This is a genomic window from Ruegeria sp. CH5 (genome assembly GCF_056537025.1).
Map to the genome: position 1 here is coordinate 449,067 of NZ_JBQFQT010000002.1, position 15,538 is coordinate 464,604.

The 15,538-nt window shown below is 61.5% G+C and carries 18 protein-coding genes and 2 tRNA genes; 8 read left to right on the forward strand and 12 right to left on the reverse strand.

Features of this window, described 5'->3' with window-relative positions:
* The first annotated feature begins 103 nt into the window (after window positions 1-103).
* From rlmB to ACR0JC_RS09610, 3 genes are all read left to right on the forward strand, one after another.
* A complete protein-coding gene (gene rlmB / locus ACR0JC_RS09600; protein ID WP_170340854.1) occupies window positions 104-877 on the forward strand; it encodes a 23S rRNA (guanosine(2251)-2'-O)-methyltransferase RlmB in 774 nt (257 codons plus the stop codon).
* Window positions 878-1,269: 392 nt separating this feature from the next.
* Window positions 1,270-1,722, forward strand: a complete 453-nt coding sequence (locus ACR0JC_RS09605; RefSeq protein WP_170340856.1) for a YHS domain-containing (seleno)protein — start codon at window positions 1,270-1,272, stop codon at window positions 1,720-1,722.
* A 201-nt stretch (window positions 1,723-1,923) separates the two neighbouring features.
* Window positions 1,924-2,394 carry a CoA-binding protein gene (locus tag ACR0JC_RS09610; protein WP_093964819.1) on the forward strand — a complete coding sequence of 157 codons (471 nt, stop codon included), beginning with the start codon at window positions 1,924-1,926 and terminating at the stop codon, window positions 2,392-2,394.
* Window positions 2,395-2,398: 4 nt separating this feature from the next.
* Here ACR0JC_RS09610 and ACR0JC_RS09615 read toward each other — a convergent pair whose 3' ends face one another.
* From ACR0JC_RS09615 to hisF, 3 genes are all read right to left on the reverse strand, one after another.
* Entirely contained in the window at window positions 2,399-2,974 is a 576-nt protein-coding gene (locus ACR0JC_RS09615) for a hypothetical protein (protein ID WP_254430755.1), read from the reverse strand.
* Between the two features lie 85 nt (window positions 2,975-3,059).
* Complete coding sequence (locus ACR0JC_RS09620) at window positions 3,060-3,377, reverse strand: phosphoribosyl-ATP diphosphatase (protein WP_170340859.1); 318 nt, start codon at window positions 3,375-3,377, stop codon at window positions 3,060-3,062.
* Window positions 3,374-4,135, reverse strand: a complete 762-nt coding sequence (gene hisF / locus ACR0JC_RS09625) for an imidazole glycerol phosphate synthase subunit HisF (RefSeq protein WP_170340861.1) — start codon at window positions 4,133-4,135, stop codon at window positions 3,374-3,376. The genes ACR0JC_RS09620 and hisF overlap by 4 nt, the downstream gene beginning before the upstream one ends.
* Window positions 4,136-4,306: 171 nt before the next feature.
* On the opposite strand from hisF, the gene ACR0JC_RS09630 reads away from it, so the two are divergent.
* Entirely contained in the window at window positions 4,307-4,699 is a 393-nt protein-coding gene (locus ACR0JC_RS09630; RefSeq protein ID WP_170341095.1) for a DUF302 domain-containing protein, read from the forward strand.
* A 6-nt stretch (window positions 4,700-4,705) separates the two neighbouring features.
* On the opposite strand, the gene ACR0JC_RS09635 is transcribed toward ACR0JC_RS09630, so the two are convergent.
* Both ACR0JC_RS09635 and hisA read right to left on the reverse strand, forming a co-directional pair.
* Complete coding sequence (locus ACR0JC_RS09635; protein ID WP_170340863.1) at window positions 4,706-5,188, reverse strand: DUF2867 domain-containing protein; 483 nt, start codon at window positions 5,186-5,188, stop codon at window positions 4,706-4,708.
* Between the two features lie 4 nt (window positions 5,189-5,192).
* A complete protein-coding gene (hisA, locus tag ACR0JC_RS09640; RefSeq protein ID WP_170340866.1) occupies window positions 5,193-5,915 on the reverse strand; it encodes a 1-(5-phosphoribosyl)-5-[(5-phosphoribosylamino)methylideneamino]imidazole-4-carboxamide isomerase in 723 nt (240 codons plus the stop codon).
* A gap of 135 nt (window positions 5,916-6,050) precedes the next feature.
* On the opposite strand from hisA, the gene ACR0JC_RS09645 reads away from it, so the two are divergent.
* The gene (locus ACR0JC_RS09645) at window positions 6,051-6,458 is read left to right on the forward strand and encodes a DUF2147 domain-containing protein (protein WP_170340868.1); all 408 of its coding nucleotides are present in this window, start codon (window positions 6,051-6,053) and stop codon (window positions 6,456-6,458) included.
* Window positions 6,459-6,462: 4 nt separating this feature from the next.
* On the opposite strand, the gene hisH is transcribed toward ACR0JC_RS09645, so the two are convergent.
* Both hisH and hisB read right to left on the reverse strand, forming a co-directional pair.
* Window positions 6,463-7,101, reverse strand: a complete 639-nt coding sequence (gene hisH / locus ACR0JC_RS09650; protein WP_170340870.1) for an imidazole glycerol phosphate synthase subunit HisH — start codon at window positions 7,099-7,101, stop codon at window positions 6,463-6,465.
* Window positions 7,102-7,689, reverse strand: a complete 588-nt coding sequence (hisB, locus tag ACR0JC_RS09655) for an imidazoleglycerol-phosphate dehydratase HisB (protein WP_170340873.1) — start codon at window positions 7,687-7,689, stop codon at window positions 7,102-7,104.
* Between the two features lie 153 nt (window positions 7,690-7,842).
* Here hisB and ACR0JC_RS09660 point away from each other — a divergent pair, with 153 nt between their 5' ends.
* On the forward strand, window positions 7,843-8,082 hold the full coding sequence (locus ACR0JC_RS09660) for an Lrp/AsnC family transcriptional regulator (protein WP_050602861.1): 240 nt from the start codon (window positions 7,843-7,845) through the stop codon (window positions 8,080-8,082).
* A gap of 3 nt (window positions 8,083-8,085) precedes the next feature.
* Here ACR0JC_RS09660 and ACR0JC_RS09665 read toward each other — a convergent pair whose 3' ends face one another.
* From ACR0JC_RS09665 to ACR0JC_RS09675, 3 genes are all read right to left on the reverse strand, one after another.
* Window positions 8,086-8,949 (reverse strand): GNAT family N-acetyltransferase, encoded by an 864-nt coding sequence (locus ACR0JC_RS09665; protein ID WP_170340875.1) that lies wholly within the window; start codon window positions 8,947-8,949, stop codon window positions 8,086-8,088.
* 88 nt (window positions 8,950-9,037) lie between these two features.
* Window positions 9,038-9,112: transfer RNA gene (locus tag ACR0JC_RS09670), tRNA-Gly, on the reverse strand.
* 34 nt (window positions 9,113-9,146) lie between these two features.
* A tRNA-Gly gene (locus tag ACR0JC_RS09675) sits at window positions 9,147-9,221 on the reverse strand.
* Window positions 9,222-9,369: 148 nt separating this feature from the next.
* Between ACR0JC_RS09675 and ACR0JC_RS09680 the strand changes: the two genes are divergently transcribed.
* Window positions 9,370-9,522 carry a hypothetical protein gene (locus ACR0JC_RS09680; protein ID WP_170340270.1) on the forward strand — a complete coding sequence of 51 codons (153 nt, stop codon included), beginning with the start codon at window positions 9,370-9,372 and terminating at the stop codon, window positions 9,520-9,522.
* Window positions 9,523-9,645: 123 nt separating this feature from the next.
* Window positions 9,646-10,614 (forward strand): hypothetical protein, encoded by a 969-nt coding sequence (locus ACR0JC_RS09685; protein WP_170340111.1) that lies wholly within the window; start codon window positions 9,646-9,648, stop codon window positions 10,612-10,614.
* Window positions 10,615-10,680: 66 nt separating this feature from the next.
* Here the strand turns inward: ACR0JC_RS09685 and ACR0JC_RS09690 are convergent, their stop codons facing one another.
* Together ACR0JC_RS09690 and ACR0JC_RS09695 are read right to left on the reverse strand one after the other, a co-directional pair.
* Complete coding sequence (locus ACR0JC_RS09690; protein WP_170340877.1) at window positions 10,681-14,118, reverse strand: pyruvate carboxylase; 3,438 nt, start codon at window positions 14,116-14,118, stop codon at window positions 10,681-10,683.
* Window positions 14,119-14,238: 120 nt separating this feature from the next.
* Window positions 14,239-15,399: an alpha-hydroxy acid oxidase gene (locus tag ACR0JC_RS09695; protein ID WP_170369415.1), complete on the reverse strand. Its 1,161-nt coding sequence runs from the start codon at window positions 15,397-15,399 to the stop codon at window positions 14,239-14,241.
* Window positions 15,400-15,538: the final 139 nt, after the last annotated feature.

The window sequence follows — 15,538 nt, forward strand, 5'->3', positions numbered from 1 at the left end:
GCACCTGACGTGGAGGCGTGATTACTAGCGCTCAAAAGGAGCGTCAACAGGAAAATTCCGCTTTGGCGCAGGAAACATTGTTCCCGGCCCGGAGGCCAGTAAAATGAAGAAACCGAAGTGGGTAATTGAGAAAGAGCAGGCGCGCAAAGCGGCGGCTTCCGAAACCGTCTGGTTGTTCGGATTGCACGCCGTGCGTGATGCGTTGATGAACCCCAAACGGCAGAAACTGCGCCTGATCGTGACCCGCAACGCACAGGACAAGCTGGCGGATGCGATCGCGGAATCCGGCATGCAGGCTGAACTCGTCGATCCGCGAAAATTCAACGCGCCAATCGACCCGGGCTCGGTGCACCAAGGCGCGGCGCTTGAAGCCAAGCCGCTGGAGTGGGGCGGTCTGGCCGAGAATTGCATCGGGCGCGAAAACCCTCGGGTGCTGCTGTTGGACCGCGTGACCGATCCGCACAATGTGGGCGCGATTCTGCGCTCGGCCGAGGTTCTGGGCGCCAGCGCGGTCATCGGCACGCGCCACCACTCTGCGCCGGAAACCGGTGCGCTGGCCAAGACCGCCAGCGGTGCGTTGGAGCGCCAACCTTACCTGCGGGTCCGCAACCTTGCCGACGCGATCGTTGAGTTGCAGAATATGGGGTTCCTGGTTCTGGGCCTGGATGGTGAGGCCGATCAGACCATCGAGGCCGCTTTGGAAGGCAAGCGCGATCGTCCGGTTGCGCTGGTTCTGGGCGCCGAGGGGCCGGGATTGCGGCAAAAGACCAAGGAAACGGTGGATATGCTTGTCAAAATTGACGCAGCGGGCGGTTTCGGATCCCTGAACGTCTCAAATGCCGCGGCGATTGCCCTATATGCTTCTCAGCCGCATTGAGAGGAGAGACCCATTCCCGCCCCGTCCAAGATTGCTACGTGCTGCTACTGCGGCACCCGCGCGGCGCTGGTCCTCAAGGGTCGCCAGCGGCACGAACTCAGCTGTTCCAGTTGCGGCGCCCCGTTGCATAACCTGAAGATGATTCCGGTCAAAAAGGCTTCGGATCCACAGCCGCGACACAGCATTCCGATGCAGAAGCCCAAAAAGAAGAGCTACAAGAAAAGGAAAAAAGGCCTTTTCTCGCGCGTTCTGGACGAAGCTTGGGATGTGATCGAGGACGTGTTCGACTGAGCCCTTTCCGACACGACCCTTCACAACTGCGTCAAATGGGTTTCGCGGCGCGTCAAAAGTTGCATCTTATAGCGTCTGTAAAACACAACCCGTGAAATCTGATGCTACCCCGACGATCCGTACTTGCCGGTCTTACCTTTTCAATCGCTTGTCCGCTGATATTGCGGGCGCAGACCGCCCCGGTCTTCTATTCCGCAAAAGGTGCGGCCATTACCGGTTATGACGCGGTCAGCTATTTTCGAGATGGCGGCCCGGTTCAAGGGCGACCCGACATTGCGGTGATGTGGAAGGGCGCTACCTGGCGGTTTGCCTCGCAGGAGAACCGAGAGGCGTTCGAGCTTAATCCGCGTGCCTACGCGCCGAGGTTCGGCGGATATTGCGCCTATGCCATGGCCTATGGCGAGCTCACCAGCGCGGACCCGATGGCGTGGAAAATCGTAGGTGGCAGGCTGTATCTGACGCATTCCCTCGAGATCGAAAAGATGTGGCTGACGGACACGACCGGCTTTATCCAGAAGGCCGAGAAAAACTGGCCGGCGATCCTATACGGTTGACAGGCAGATTCCCGCTTATCCGCTCGTGTCATCACAAAAATGCGCGCAGCCCCTTTTTTTTCCTCAACTCATGCCTAAATGTCACAGTGACCGCGGAACGGAACTGCCGCGGGTCATTTCACTGTCCCTCGTTCCAACAACTGGCGCCCAAGGTATCCTTGGGCGCTTTTTTCTTTTCCAAGTCACGGCTAGGCTGCAGCCATGACCGACTATTCCGATGACTTCCTCAGATCCGTCCTGAAACGCACCAAGGTGGTTGCGGTCGTTGGCGTGTCGATGAACCCGGTGCGGCCCAGCTATTACGTCGCGCGCTACTTGTCGCTCAAGGGGTATAGGGTGATCCCGGTCAATCCCGGCCATGCCGGAGCCGATCTTTTTGGGGAAACCGTTCGGGCCTCGTTGTCCGAAATCAGTGAACCCGTTGACATGGTGGATATTTTTCGCAGGTCCGAAGCCGTTCCTCCGATCGTGGATGAAGCGCTGGCTGCATTTCCCGACCTGCGCACGATCTGGATGCAGATCGGCGTCGAAAACGCCGAGGCCGCCGCGGTGGCGCAGGCGCGCGGTGTCGATGTCGTCATGAATCGCTGCCCCAAGATCGAATATCAGCGCCTGTTCGGCGAGCTGCGCATGGGCGGGTTCGCCACCGGCATCATCTCATCAAAACTCTGACCGCTCAGTTGACCGCCACGGCGTTGAGTTCCGCAAGCTGCTCTTGCCGCCGTTTCTCCAGCACGATGTCGCGCGGGACCCAGTCATAGCGCGTGTCCTCGCGCAAAGGACTCCAAAACAGGACCCCTCCATAGCGCCATGGGTCCAGAACGACACCGTCGTACATCGAATCACCGCGTCGGCTGATTATTGCCGTGCTGTGATCGATTCGGAACGGGTTGTCGGCGTTGGCGATCGCGCGGTGCAGGGTCAGCGTGCGAAAGTTCTCCTGCTTCAAGCGCCGTTCGATGTCCTCGGCCCAGTGCCAGCAAAGCCCGCGCGGGCGCAGCCCTTTGTTGACCTTGGCGTTATGGATCAGAGGGGGGTCTGTGATCTGGTATTCCTGCGACAGTTGCGCGGTATAGGCATAGGTGACGCGGGCCGCGCGCTGGGCCTCTTCCGGGTCGACCTCGGGCCCCAGCGCCTGGATCTGGGCTGCAAGCCGCGCGACGTCGTCGCTGCGAGCGGGCGGCGCGGATGAGCATGCGCCGAGCCCCAGAATGGCCAGCGTCGTCAGTGCCCAGATCATGGGTTTGAACATGCCTGTGTCCCTTGTCGCCTCTGCGCCCGGCAGGCGCTTCGGTCAACCACTATAGGGCGTGGATGTTGTTGGTGAAAGCCGGGTCTCAGCCCCGGTCGCGTGCGGCCTTTTCGGCGATGCCGCTGGTGCCCTGCCGTCTGGCAAGCTCGGCCAGAACGTCATCCAGCGGCACGTCGCGCGCGGCCAGCATGACCAGCAGGTGATACAGCACATCGGCGGCCTCGGATGTCAGCCGGTCGCGGTCACCCTTCACGGCTTCGATGATCGCCTCCACGGCCTCTTCGCCGAACTTCTCGGCGCACTTCTCGGGACCTTTGGACAGCAGCTTGGCGGTCCAGCTTGATTCGGGGTCCGCGCCCTTGCGGGATGCGATCGTGGCGGCCAGATCGTTCAGTATGCTCATGTCAGCCTCATGGGGATACCCGCGGCGGCCATGTGTTCTTTGGCCTCGCGAATGGTGTATTCGCCGAAGTGAAAGATCGAGGCCGCAAGCACCGCGCTGGCTCCGCCTTCCGTCACGCCTTCGACCAAGTGGTCCAGATTGCCCACGCCGCCCGAGGCGATCACTGGCACGTCGACCGCGTCCGAGATGGCGCGAGTGAGGGGAATGTTGAACCCCGCCTTGGTGCCGTCGCGGTCCATCGAGGTCAGCAGAATCTCACCCGCTCCCTTGGCGACGACGGTCTTGGCGAACTCTACCGCGTCGATGCCGGTTGGCTTGCGTCCGCCATGGGTGAAGATCTCCCATTTGCCGGGGCTGACGGTTTTGGCGTCGATGGCACAGACGATGCACTGGCTGCCGAACTGGTCGGCGGCCTCGGAGATCACATCGGGGTTGGCCACGGCGGCCGAGTTGAAGCTGACCTTGTCGGCCCCCGCCAGCAATAACGCGCGCACGTCTTCCTTGGTCCGCACGCCGCCACCCACTGTCAGCGGTACGAAGCACTGCTCGGCCGTGCGCTGAACCACGTCGAACATTGTGCCGCGGTTTTCATGCGTGGCGTGGATGTCCAGAAAGCAGATCTCGTCGGCGCCGGCGGCGTCATAGGCCTTAGCCGATTCCACCGGATCGCCCGCGTCGCGCAGGCCCACGAAATTCACGCCCTTGACCACGCGGCCATCGGCGACATCCAGACAGGGAATGATGCGGGTTTTCAGCATGGTTTGTCCTTTGTTGCCGCACCTCTACCGGCAAAGCCCCGCCGATGCCAGAGTTGTGATTGTCCTGCGCCCGGAACCTCGTGAAACTGAAGCGGATTTCAGCAGGAGGTGAAAACCATGCGCAACTTGTTTCTTACAACCGCTTTCATTCTGTCCGGTGCGACTTGGGCGATGGCTGACGACATCATCAAGGTCCCGACCGACAAGTCCGTGACCGAGGCCATCGACGCGCTGCAGGCTGCCGTCGAAAATGCAGGCGCGACTGTATTTGCCCGCGTTGACCACGCGGCCGGTGCGCACAAGGTCGACATGACGATACCGCCCAATCAGGTTTTGATCTTCGGAAACCCGGCCCTGGGAACGCCCGCCATGCGGATCGATCCGCGCGCGGGATTGTTCCTTCCGCTCAAGGTGCAGGCCTATGAGGATGCCGACGGCCAAGTCTGGTTGGCCTACGAGGATCCCAAGGAAACCATGGACGAGCTTGATGCGGTGGAAAAATCCCCGGTGATCGACAAGATGCGCGGTGCGTTGAGCAAGCTGACGAGTGCAGCGGCCAACTGATCGGCGTCATACCTGAGAAGCGCGCGCGATCCGTTTCATGCAATTGCGCACGATCAGAATGTGAAAGGGCATGATCACCGTCAGATAGATCCGTCCCAAACGATTGTGAGTCCGCACCCAGGTTGCCATGACTATGCGGTCTTCGTCGCGATGCACGGCGATGCGGAAATCCAGATGGCGGTCATCGATTCCCACGATGACCTCTGTCTCATCCCTGTAGGTCACGGGAAAAATCGCGCCGGTGCCTGCGTCGGGCGAGCCATTGTCGGTGTTCAAGTGCTTGCCGCCCTTCAAGCCGAATGGGGCAACGATTGCGTTCCGGATTCCCATCAGGATCTTCACCCACCCCGGCATGCTCAGACCGATTTTCATTGCGTCAAACGGTGCAAGGTCGCTTTGGACCGAGTACCCATCAACAAAATCGCCCGGAGTGTACAGCGACCACAACTCAGACTGCTCGGGCAGAACCTCTTTGCGGACCCCTGGCAATAGACTAACCCTTCAAAGCCGCCAGGGCGTCGCGCAGATCCAGCGCGCCGTCGTAGAGTGCGCGGCCTGAAATCGCGCCGTTCAGGTTTGCGCCGCAGTCGCGCAGGGCGATCAGGTCGTCCAGCGAACTGACCCCGCCGCTGGCGATCACAGGGATCGAGACTGCCCGGGCCAGGTCGGCCGTGGCCTCGACATTGGGGCCTTGCATCGCGCCGTCGCGGTTGATGTCTGTGTAGATGATCGCCGCCACGCCCGCGTCTTCGAAGCTGCGAGCCAGGTCGGTCACCATCACGTCGGTTTCCTCGGCCCAACCCTTGGTGGCTACGCGTCCGTTGCGCGCGTCGATCCCGACGGCGACCTGGCCGGAAAAGGCCTTGGCCGCCTGACGGACCAGATCGGGGTTCTCCACCGCAACCGTGCCCAGAATCACCCGGGCCAGACCCTTGTCCAGCCAGGTCTCGATCGTGGCCATGTCGCGGATGCCGCCGCCCAGCTGGGCCGGCACGTTGCAGGATTTCAAGATCGCCTCGACCGGGGCGGCGTTCACGGGTTCCCCGGCGAAAGCGCCGTTCAGGTCCACCAGATGCAGCCATTCGCAACCGGCCTCGACAAAGGCCCGGGCTTGGGCGGCAGGGTCTTCGTTGAAGACCGTGGCCTTGTCCATCTCGCCGCGCAGAAGGCGTACGGCCTGGCCGTCTTTCAGGTCGATTGCGGGATAGAGGATCATGTCGGGCGGCCTTTTCGTGACTGGTACTGGCGCGGGATATGGCACAGGCGGGGCAGGGGATGCAACGCGACGCAAAGTCAATCTTGCCCGAACGGGTGCCGGCGGTCAGACTGCCTGCAAAACAGGGAGGATACCATGAACAAACTTGCTCTGGCCGCTGCGGCTGCACTTGTCACCTTGGCCACCGGCGCGCGCGCGGATGACCCGGTCGACGGGCTTTGGAAAACCCAGCCGGGGGATACCGGCGGATATCTGCACGTCTCGATCGGGCCCTGCGGCAGCGCCGTTTGCGGCACCATCGACAGCGCCTTCGACAAGGACGGAAACCAGCAGCTGGATTACGAGAACCTTGGCAAGAACATCATCTGGGATATGGTCTCGGATGGCGGCGGCAGCTATAGCGGCGGCAAGATCTGGGCGCCGGACCGGGACAAGACCTACAATTCCAAGATGTCGCTGGACGGTCAGAACAAGCTGACGGTCAAGGGTTGCGTCGCGGGCGGCCTGATCTGTCGCGGTCAGACCTGGACCCGAGTGCAGTAACCGGTCAGGGGGCCCAGGTCAGGAAGTTTCCGATCATCCGGAGGCCCACATCCTGGCTTTTTTCAGGGTGAAACTGCATCCCGATCATCGTGTCGCGGCTGATCACGGCCGTGACCGGCCCGCCATAGTCCACATGGGCCAGACGTTGCGCCGGATTGGCGACACGGAAATGGTAGGAGTGGACGAAATAGACGTGATCGCCTGAGGCGACGCCGTTGAACACCGGGTGCTCGCTCTCGATCACCAGATCGTTCCACCCCATATGCGGAACCTTCAGCGACCGGTCTTCCGGCTCGATCCGCACCACGTCTCCGGTCACCCAATTCAGGCCCGGCGTGTCGGTATATTCGCGGCCCGTGGTCGCCATCAGCTGCATGCCGACGCAGATGCCCAGAAACGGGCGGCCCTTCTGCTCGACCGCTTCGACCATCGCATCGTGGATGCCCCTGTGCCCGCGCAGCTCGGCCGCGCAGGCGGGAAAGGCGCCGTCGCCGGGCAGCACCAGCCGGTCGGCGCGCGCGACGACATCGGCATCCGAGGTCACGACGACCTCACCCGCGTCCAGCTCGCGCGCCATGCGTTGAAACGCCTTTTCCGCCGAGTGCAGGTTGCCGCTTTCGTAGTCGATGATCGCGGTCAGCATCTAGAGCGCGCCCTTGGTGGACGGAATTGCATCCCCCTTGCGCGGGTCGGTCTCGACCGCCTGACGCAGGGCGCGGGCGACGGCCTTGAACGCCGCCTCGGCGATGTGGTGGCTGTTGAAGCCGTGCAACTGGTCGATATGCAGGGTGATGCCGCCATGGGTGGCCAGCGCCTGAAAGAACTCGCGTACCAACTCGGTGTCGAAACTGCCGATCTTGGGTGTCGGCAGATCCACTTTCCACACCAGAAACGGTCGGCCCGACAGATCCAGCGCGCAGCGCACCTGCGCGTCGTCCATCGGCAGATGGCACTCGCCATACCGCCGGATGCCTTTCTTGTCTCCCAGCGCTTGCGTCAGCGCCTGACCCAGTGCAATGCCGGTGTCCTCGACGGTGTGGTGATCGTCGATGTGATAGTCGCCTTTGGCCCGGATCGTCATGTCGATCAGCGAATGGCGCGCCAACTGGTCCAGCATGTGATCGAAGAACCCGACGCCGGTCTGGTTGTCATAGGTGCCGGTGCCGTCGAGGTTGACCTCGACCGTAATCGCGGTCTCGGCGGTCTTGCGGCTGATCGAAGCTGTGCGCATTGGCGAAATCCTCTTGCTACAGGGGCGCTTATAGACGGGGACGGGCGGCCTTATCCAGCCCGATCATTGCAATCGCAGCAAACTGTTGCAGGGGATTGCGCCCGGGCGCGGGGCGTGCCAGCCTGCGCCAAACGGAAGCAACAAGGCCACGAAATGTCCACCTGCGTTTTCATCCAGATCCGCTGCAAGCCCGGCACCACCTACAAGGTGGCCGAAGAGATCGCTCTGCGCGAAATCCACTCGGAACTCTACTCCACCAGCGGTGAATATGACCTGCTGCTCAAGCTTTACATTCCCGAAACCGAGGATGTGGGCCATTTCATTAACGAACACCTTCTGGTCATTCCGAACATCGAGCGGTCGTTGACGACAATGACCTTCAAGGCGTTCTAAGGCTCAGCCAAGTTCGAACGTCGTCACGCCGAACACGCGGTTCAGGTCGATATCCGGCTCGTGGTCGGAATACATGCGCGCGGTTTCAAAGACTTTTTCTAGGCCCAAAGCGTCAGCCAGTGCAAAGGCCGCCGCGTTGGGCTGTGGCATGTCGACATAGACCTCAGAACTGTGGTGATCAGCGGGAACTTCGGCCAGAACCGCAGCCAAAAGCGCCTGCGCGATGTCCGGATCGTCGGCGAACAGCGGCCCTACCTTGTAGCCATTCAGGCAGGGGCGCAGAGTTGCATAGCCGGCGAGGCGACCTTTCTGGATACAAAAACGCGAGATGTGGCCCGGTGCGCTCAGCCACTCCGTCAGAAAGGCATCCCGATGCGCGGGGAACAGGGCACGGTCATAGGTGCGAAGGTCTTCGGTCAGGCCACCGATGGGCGCGACCTCGATACTGGTCTTGGGTAGGCTGGACAGGATGCCTGAAACCGTGCCGGAGAACCGATAATTGTTGTAGGCGAAGACAAAGCCCGACTTGCGGTAGTTGTCCTGTTGTTCGACCACCCCGTCCAAGCCCATATTTCGCCCCGTACAATGCGCTAGGGCGTGCTGGGCGATTTCCAGACCATGACCGGATCCGCGAAACTCGGGCCGCACGATATAAAAGCCCAGAAACGAAAACGCGTCGTCGTAGTTCACGGCTGAAACCGAGGCGATCATCTCGCCATCCAGAAACCCGCCCAGAAATCCGTCGGGGTCGGTCGAGCGGAAACAAATTGCATCCTCATGGCCCGGGTTCCAGCCCTCGCGCCCGGCCCAATCCACTGCGTGGCGCAGTTCTTCGGCGGTCAGCGTGCGAATTTGGTAGTCTGACATCGGAGCATCCATCTGACTGCTGCTTGTCAGAACAGAATGGCGCAGGACCGACCGATCCGCCAGTGCTTGTTGTGGGAAGGTGGATATCTGGAGCGGGCGATGAGATTCGAACTCACGACCCTAACCTTGGCAAGGTTATGCTCTACCCCTGAGCTACGCCCGCAATCAGATATCTTGTGCGACCTTTCGGTCCTCGTTGGAGCGGGCGATGAGATTCGAACTCACGACCCTAACCTTGGCAAGGTTATGCTCTACCCCTGAGCTACGCCCGCGCCGTCGAGTGAGGCGTGAACTATAAATTCTGGCGGAAAGCTGCAAGAGGAAAAACGCACTTGGTCGGAAAAAATTTTGCGACAGAACAGGTGTGCTGAGCCGTTGAAACCTACAGCCCCGGATATTGACAACGGTGGAGACGGAGGGATGAACAAGGTTGAGAACATAAAACTGACTGCGCTGGTCGGAGCTATGCTTCTGAGCCTCTTTGCAGGTCAGTTGAGAAACGAGCAAGCCTATGAAGTTAATGATATTTTCAAACTGCCGCCCGAGGTCAATTCTCTCGAATTGAGTGGGTGACAGCGGTTTCGTTCGAAGGCCAAATTTTGCCGTATTCGATAACTAGTATATGCATAATGCGAAATTTCTGCTCAAACTTGTGCCGGTTGGCGCAAGTATTTGGATACCTAAAAGGGGATTGGCATGCATTGGTTTATTTCCATGTCACGGGTTGTGGCGACATCTTTGTTGCTGACCGGGGCAGTTAGCTTCGTTGCGGTGTTGGCTACGCCAGATATCGCCATAGCCAAGAACGGGAATGGCAATGGTGGCGGAAATGGTAACGGTGGTGGAAACGGAAATAGTAACGGTGGCGGCAACGGAAATGGCAAAAGCGCCGAAAAATCCAGTGCCAGCCTCGGAGGATCTGCGCGCAGCACGAAGGGTGGATCCGGCCAGGGCAAGGGTTTTCTCGCCGGTCTCGGTCTCGCTAAACCAAAAGCACAACGAAAGAACACCAAAACTACATCACGGATCAAAGGGCAGAACGGTTTTGCAGCCAAACTCGACGAATTCTTCACTGGAAAAAAGAAAGTCGAGAAGCCGATCCGTAAAGCGCGGGTAGCGGCGGCAGTTGTCGAGGAGCCGTATGTCAAACCAATCAAGCACGGCAAAATCGCGTCCGAGCTCAAGGGCTTGAATGCCGCGCACGCCAGCCAGACTGCCCTGATGAATGCGGCCCCGAACAGCATGCCTGGCAAGCTCTACAGCTATCAGCAGAGTATACTTGGTTTCTCTGGCGCGACAGAGGAGCTTGAAATGCGCGAACAGGAATTGTCCGAACTAGAAGGTCTGACCGAAGCGGAGATCGAGGACCAATTTGCGCCAACTGAAGAAGAAGCAGCCGAGGGCATCACCGCACAGGACAAATACGAGGATGCCGTGGCCGAAGCGGAGCAGGCTGTGACCGAAGCCGAAGAAGCCTTGGCAGGGGCGGATGATCCGCAGGAAGCACTTGATACCTTGACCGGTGGCCGTGACTTGTCCGATCCGGCTCTTCATGAACTGCACGATTTGTTGGGCTTGCCAGCGCCAATCGAGGAAGAGGTTTCGATCGACAGCACGCCGGAACAGTTGCCGCAGCAGCCCGTCGCGGAGTCCAGCGACGGTTGAACTAGCCTGTTCAGATGAAAAAAGGCGCGCTTGATGGCGCGCCTTTCTGTGTTTTAACGGTTTGGGTCACTCCAGCTCGACCAAAAGGTCCTTGGCGTCGATCTGGCCGCCGGGCTGGACATGCACCGCCTTTACCGTGGCGTCGCGTTCGGCATGGATGCCGGTTTCCATCTTCATCGCCTCGATGGTTAGCAGAAGGTCGCCTTCTTTGACCTCTTGCCCGGCGGTGACGGCGACAGTCGAAACCACGCCCGGCATCGGCGCGCCGACATGGTTGGCGTTTCCGACCTCGGCCTTGGGGCGCTGTATGGTCGAGGCCTGGACCATCCGGTTGGGCACCCGGATCACGCGGGGCTGACCGTTCAGTTCGAAGAACACCTTCACTTCGCCCTTCTCGTCGGTCTCGCTGATCGCCTGGCACCGGATTTCCAGAGTTTTGCCGGGGTCGATCTCGGCCGAGATCTCCTCTCCCGGCTCCATGCCGTAGAAGAAGGTGCGGGTGGGCAGGGTGCGTACCGGGCCATAGATCCGGTGGCGGCCCATGTAGTCCAGGAACACCTTGGGATACATCAGGTATCCGTTGAGGTCTTCGTCATCGACCTCCTTGCCCTCCAGCAGTTTCGACAGCTCCGCGCGGGTGGCCTCCAGATCAACCGGAGGCACGTCTTTGCCCGGCCGTTCGGTGTTCGGCTTTTCGCCTTTCAGCACCTTGGTCACGATCGTCTCGGGGAAACCACCCGGAGGCTGTCCCAGATTGCCGCGCATCATGTCGATGACCGAATCGGGGAAGGCCACGTCGGTCGAGGGATCCTCGACCTGCTCGCGGGTCAGGCCCTGGCTGACCATCATCAGCGCCATGTCACCCACCACTTTCGAGGACGGCGTCACCTTGACGATGTCACCGAACATCTGGTTCACGTCCGCATACATCTGCGCGACTTCGTGCCAGCGTTCCTCCAGCCCCATCGAGCGCGCCTGCGCCTTGAGGTTGGTGAACTGGCCGCCCGGCATTTCATGCAGATAAACCTCGGAGGCGGGGGCCTGCAGCCCGGATTCGAAGGCCGCGTATTGGCCGCGCACCGCCTCGAAGTAGTCGCTGATCTCGCGGATCGCCTTCACGTCCAACCCGGTGTCGCGGTCGGTGTGGCGCAGGGCCTCGACCACGGTGCCCAGCGTCGCCTGGCTGGTATTGCCCGAGAAGCTGTCCATCGCGCAGTCCACCACGTCCACGCCCGCCTCGCTGGCCGCCAGGATGGTGGCGCTGGCGATGCCGGCGGTGTCGTGGGTGTGGAAGTGGATCGGCAGGCCGACTTCTTCCTTCAGCGCGCGGATCAGTACCCGCGCGGCGGCGGGTTTCAGCAGGCCGGCCATGTCCTTGAGGCCCAGAACATGGGCGCCGGCGTCGCGCAGCTCCTTGGCCATGCCGACATAGTATTTAAGGTCATATTTGGCGCGGTTCGGATCAAGGATATCGCCGGTATAGCAGACGGTACCTTCACAGATCTTGCCGTTCTCGATCACCGCGTCCATCGCCACGCGCATGTTCTCGACCCAGTTGAGCGAGTCGAACACCCGGAACACGTCGATATTCTGCGAGGCCTGGCGCACGAATTCCTGCACCACGTTGTCGGGATAGTTGGTATAGCCCACCCCGTTGGCGCCGCGCAGCAGCATCTGGGTCATCAGGTTGGGCATGGCCTCGCGCAGGTCGCGCAGGCGTTGCCAAGGGCATTCCTGCAGGAAACGATAGGCCACGTCGAAAGTCGCCCCGCCCCAGCATTCGACGCTGAACAGCTGCGGCAGGTTCGCGGCATAGCTGGGTGCGACGCGGATCATGTCGATCGAGCGCATCCGGGTGGCCAGCAGCGACTGGTGCCCGTCGCGCATGGTGGTGTCTGTGATCAGCAACTGGCGCTGGGCCTTCATCCAGTCGGCCACGGCCTGCGGGCCCTTCTGTTCCAGCAGGTTGCGCGTGCCCATCAGCGGTTCCGCCTTGGGCGCGGGGGGCTTGGGTTCCTTGAGGTCGGCACGCGGCCGCGGGCGATCCTTGGTCTCGGGGTGCCCGTTCACCGTTATGTCGGCGATATAGGTCAGAACCTTGGTGCCCCGGTCGCGGCGCTTCTTGAACTGAAACAGCTCGGGCGTCTCGTCGATGAACTTGGTGGTGTATTCGTTCGACAGGAAGGTCGGGTGCTTCAGCAGGTTTTCGACAAAGGCGATGTTGGTGGAAACACCGCGCACGCGGAACTCTCGTAGGGCGCGGTCCATCCGGGCAATCGCCTTTTCCGGCGTCGGCGCCCAGGCGGTGACCTTGGTCAGCAACGAGTCGTAATACCGCGTGATCACCCCGCCGGCATAGGCCGTGCCGCCATCCAGCCGGATGCCCATGCCCGTGGCCGAACGATAGGCCGTGATGCGCCCATAGTCGGGGATGAAGTTGTTGAGCGGGTCTTCGGTGGTCACGCGCGTCTGCAGCGCGTGGCCGTTCAGGCGGATTTCGTCCTGGCTGGCCTTGCCGGTGGCCTCGGCCAGGGTCTTGCCCTCGGCGATCAGGATCTGCGCCTGCACGATGTCGATGCCGGTGACCTCTTCGGTCACGGTGTGTTCGACCTGGACGCGGGGGTTCACCTCGATGAAATAGAACTTGCCGGTCTCCATATCCATCAGGAATTCGACCGTGCCGGCGCATTCATAGTTCACATGCGCACAGATGCGGCGGCCCAGGTCGCAGATCTCGGCGCGTTGCTCTTCGGTCAGATAGGGGGCAGGGGCGCGTTCCACGACCTTCTGGTTTCGGCGCTGAACCGAGCAGTCGCGTTCATACAGGTGATAGATCTGCCCGTGTTTGTCGCCCAGGATCTGCACCTCGACATGGCGGGCGCGGGTGATCATCTTTTCCAGATAGCCCTCACCATTGCCGAATGCGGCCTCGGCCTCGCGGCGGCCTTCCAGAACCTTTTCTTCCAACTCGTCTTCGGAATAGATCGGGCGCATCCCCCGGCCGCCGCCGCCCCAGGACGCTTTGAGCATCAGCGGATAGCCGATCTCGGCCGCTTCCTTGCGGATCGCGTCCATGTCATCGCCCAGCACTTCGGTCGCCGGGATCACCGGCACACCGGCGGCAATCGCCACCTTGCGTGCGCTGGCCTTGTCGCCCAGGGCGCGCATGGTTTCGGCCTTGGGGCCGATGAAGGTGATACCGTTCTGCACGCAGGCATCCACGAAATCGGGGTTTTCCGACAGCAGGCCATAGCCCGGGTGGATGGCGTCAGCGCCGCTTTCCTTGGCGACGCGGATGATCTCGTCGATCGACAGATAGGCCGCGACCGGGCCCAGACCCTCGCCGATGCGATACGCCTCGTCCGCCTTGAACCGGTGCAGGCCCAGCTTGTCCTCCTCGGCATAGACGGCAACGGTGCGTTTGCCCATCTCGTTCGCGGCGCGCATCACGCGAATGGCAATCTCACCCCTGTTGGCGATCAGGATTTTCTTGAAGTCAGTCATGGCAAGTCCCGGTCTTTTGCATTTGGCCGTGTTAATAGACCGAGATTACGCGCAGATATATCTGTAGTTCTGGGTAGAACCGGCATGTTATCGCTCGCAAACGCCGCCTATTGCGGCGTTTTATGGCACATGCTGCATCGCGGCATCAATGTTTGCGTTAACATCCGGCAGATCTTTTAGCGTTGCGGCACCCAATTGTCCCATATTTGCAAGCATGTCCTGTCGCAGAATATCAATGACATGGGTCGGTCCGCGCGCGCCCAATGCTGCAACGCCATAGAGGAACGCCCGCCCCAGCATGACCAGATCGGCGCCCAAGGCGCGCGCCCGCAGAATGTCCAGCCCGCCCGAAACACCGCTGTCGAAGATCAGCGGCAGGTCGGTCGCGGCGCGGATGGCGGGCAGCATGTCGATGCTGGCCGGCGCGCCATCGAACTGGCGGCCGCCGTGATTCGAGACCCAAAGCGCGTCGATCCCAGCCTGTTTCAGCCGCTCGGCATCCTCGGGGCGCAGCACGCCCTTTATGATGAACGGCCCCTGCCAGTGGTCGCGCAGCCACTTGACGTAATCCATGCCCGGAGAGGTCCTGAGCAGGTACCCGATATGCGCCGTGGGCGGCAGATTGGCGGTGCCGTCGATATATTTGTCCAGCGTGCGCATCCGGGGCTTGCCGTGACGCGCCATGCCCCAGGCCCAGGCCGGACGGGCGGCGATCTGCGCCAGCAGGCGCGGCGTCAGGCGCGGCGGATGGGTCAGGCCCGAGCGGGTTTGCCGTTCCCGGCGCGAGGCCACGGGCACATCGACGGTCAGCACCAGCGTGCCGAACCCGGCGGACCGGGCGCGGGACAGCAGGTCGGCGCGAATCTCCGGGTCCTTGGGCGGGTACAGCTGGAACCAGGCGTCGGGTCCGATATGCGGGGCCATGTCCTCGGGGCTTTGACTGGCGACAGTGGACAGAACATACGGAATGCCCGCCTGCGCCGCGGCGCGCGCCATCAGCGCTTCGGCCCCCGGCCAGACCAGTCCGCACATCCCGATCGGGGCCATGCCGAAGGGCAGCGGATGGTCGCGCCCCAGAAAGCGGGTGCTGGTGTCGAATTCCAGCGGGCCTTTCAGGATGGCGGGCAGAAACCCGATGCGGTCCAGCGCCGCCCGGTTGCGTTTCAGCGCGGTCTCGGCCCCGGTGCCGCTGTCGACATAGTCCCAGACAAAGTGCGGCAGCCGACGGCGTGCGCGGCGCTTCAGATCCTCGATGCCTGGATAGGTGCTGTGCAGGTCCATGCTGATTGATCCGACCTGAGGCCCGATTCGGCAAGGGTTTCAATCGGATGCAGCCCGCACCTGACGGCTCAACCAGCGCAACGAAAGAAATTCGTAAAACCGTGCGAACAAGCCGTGAACAAACCCTTTCCCTCGGCGC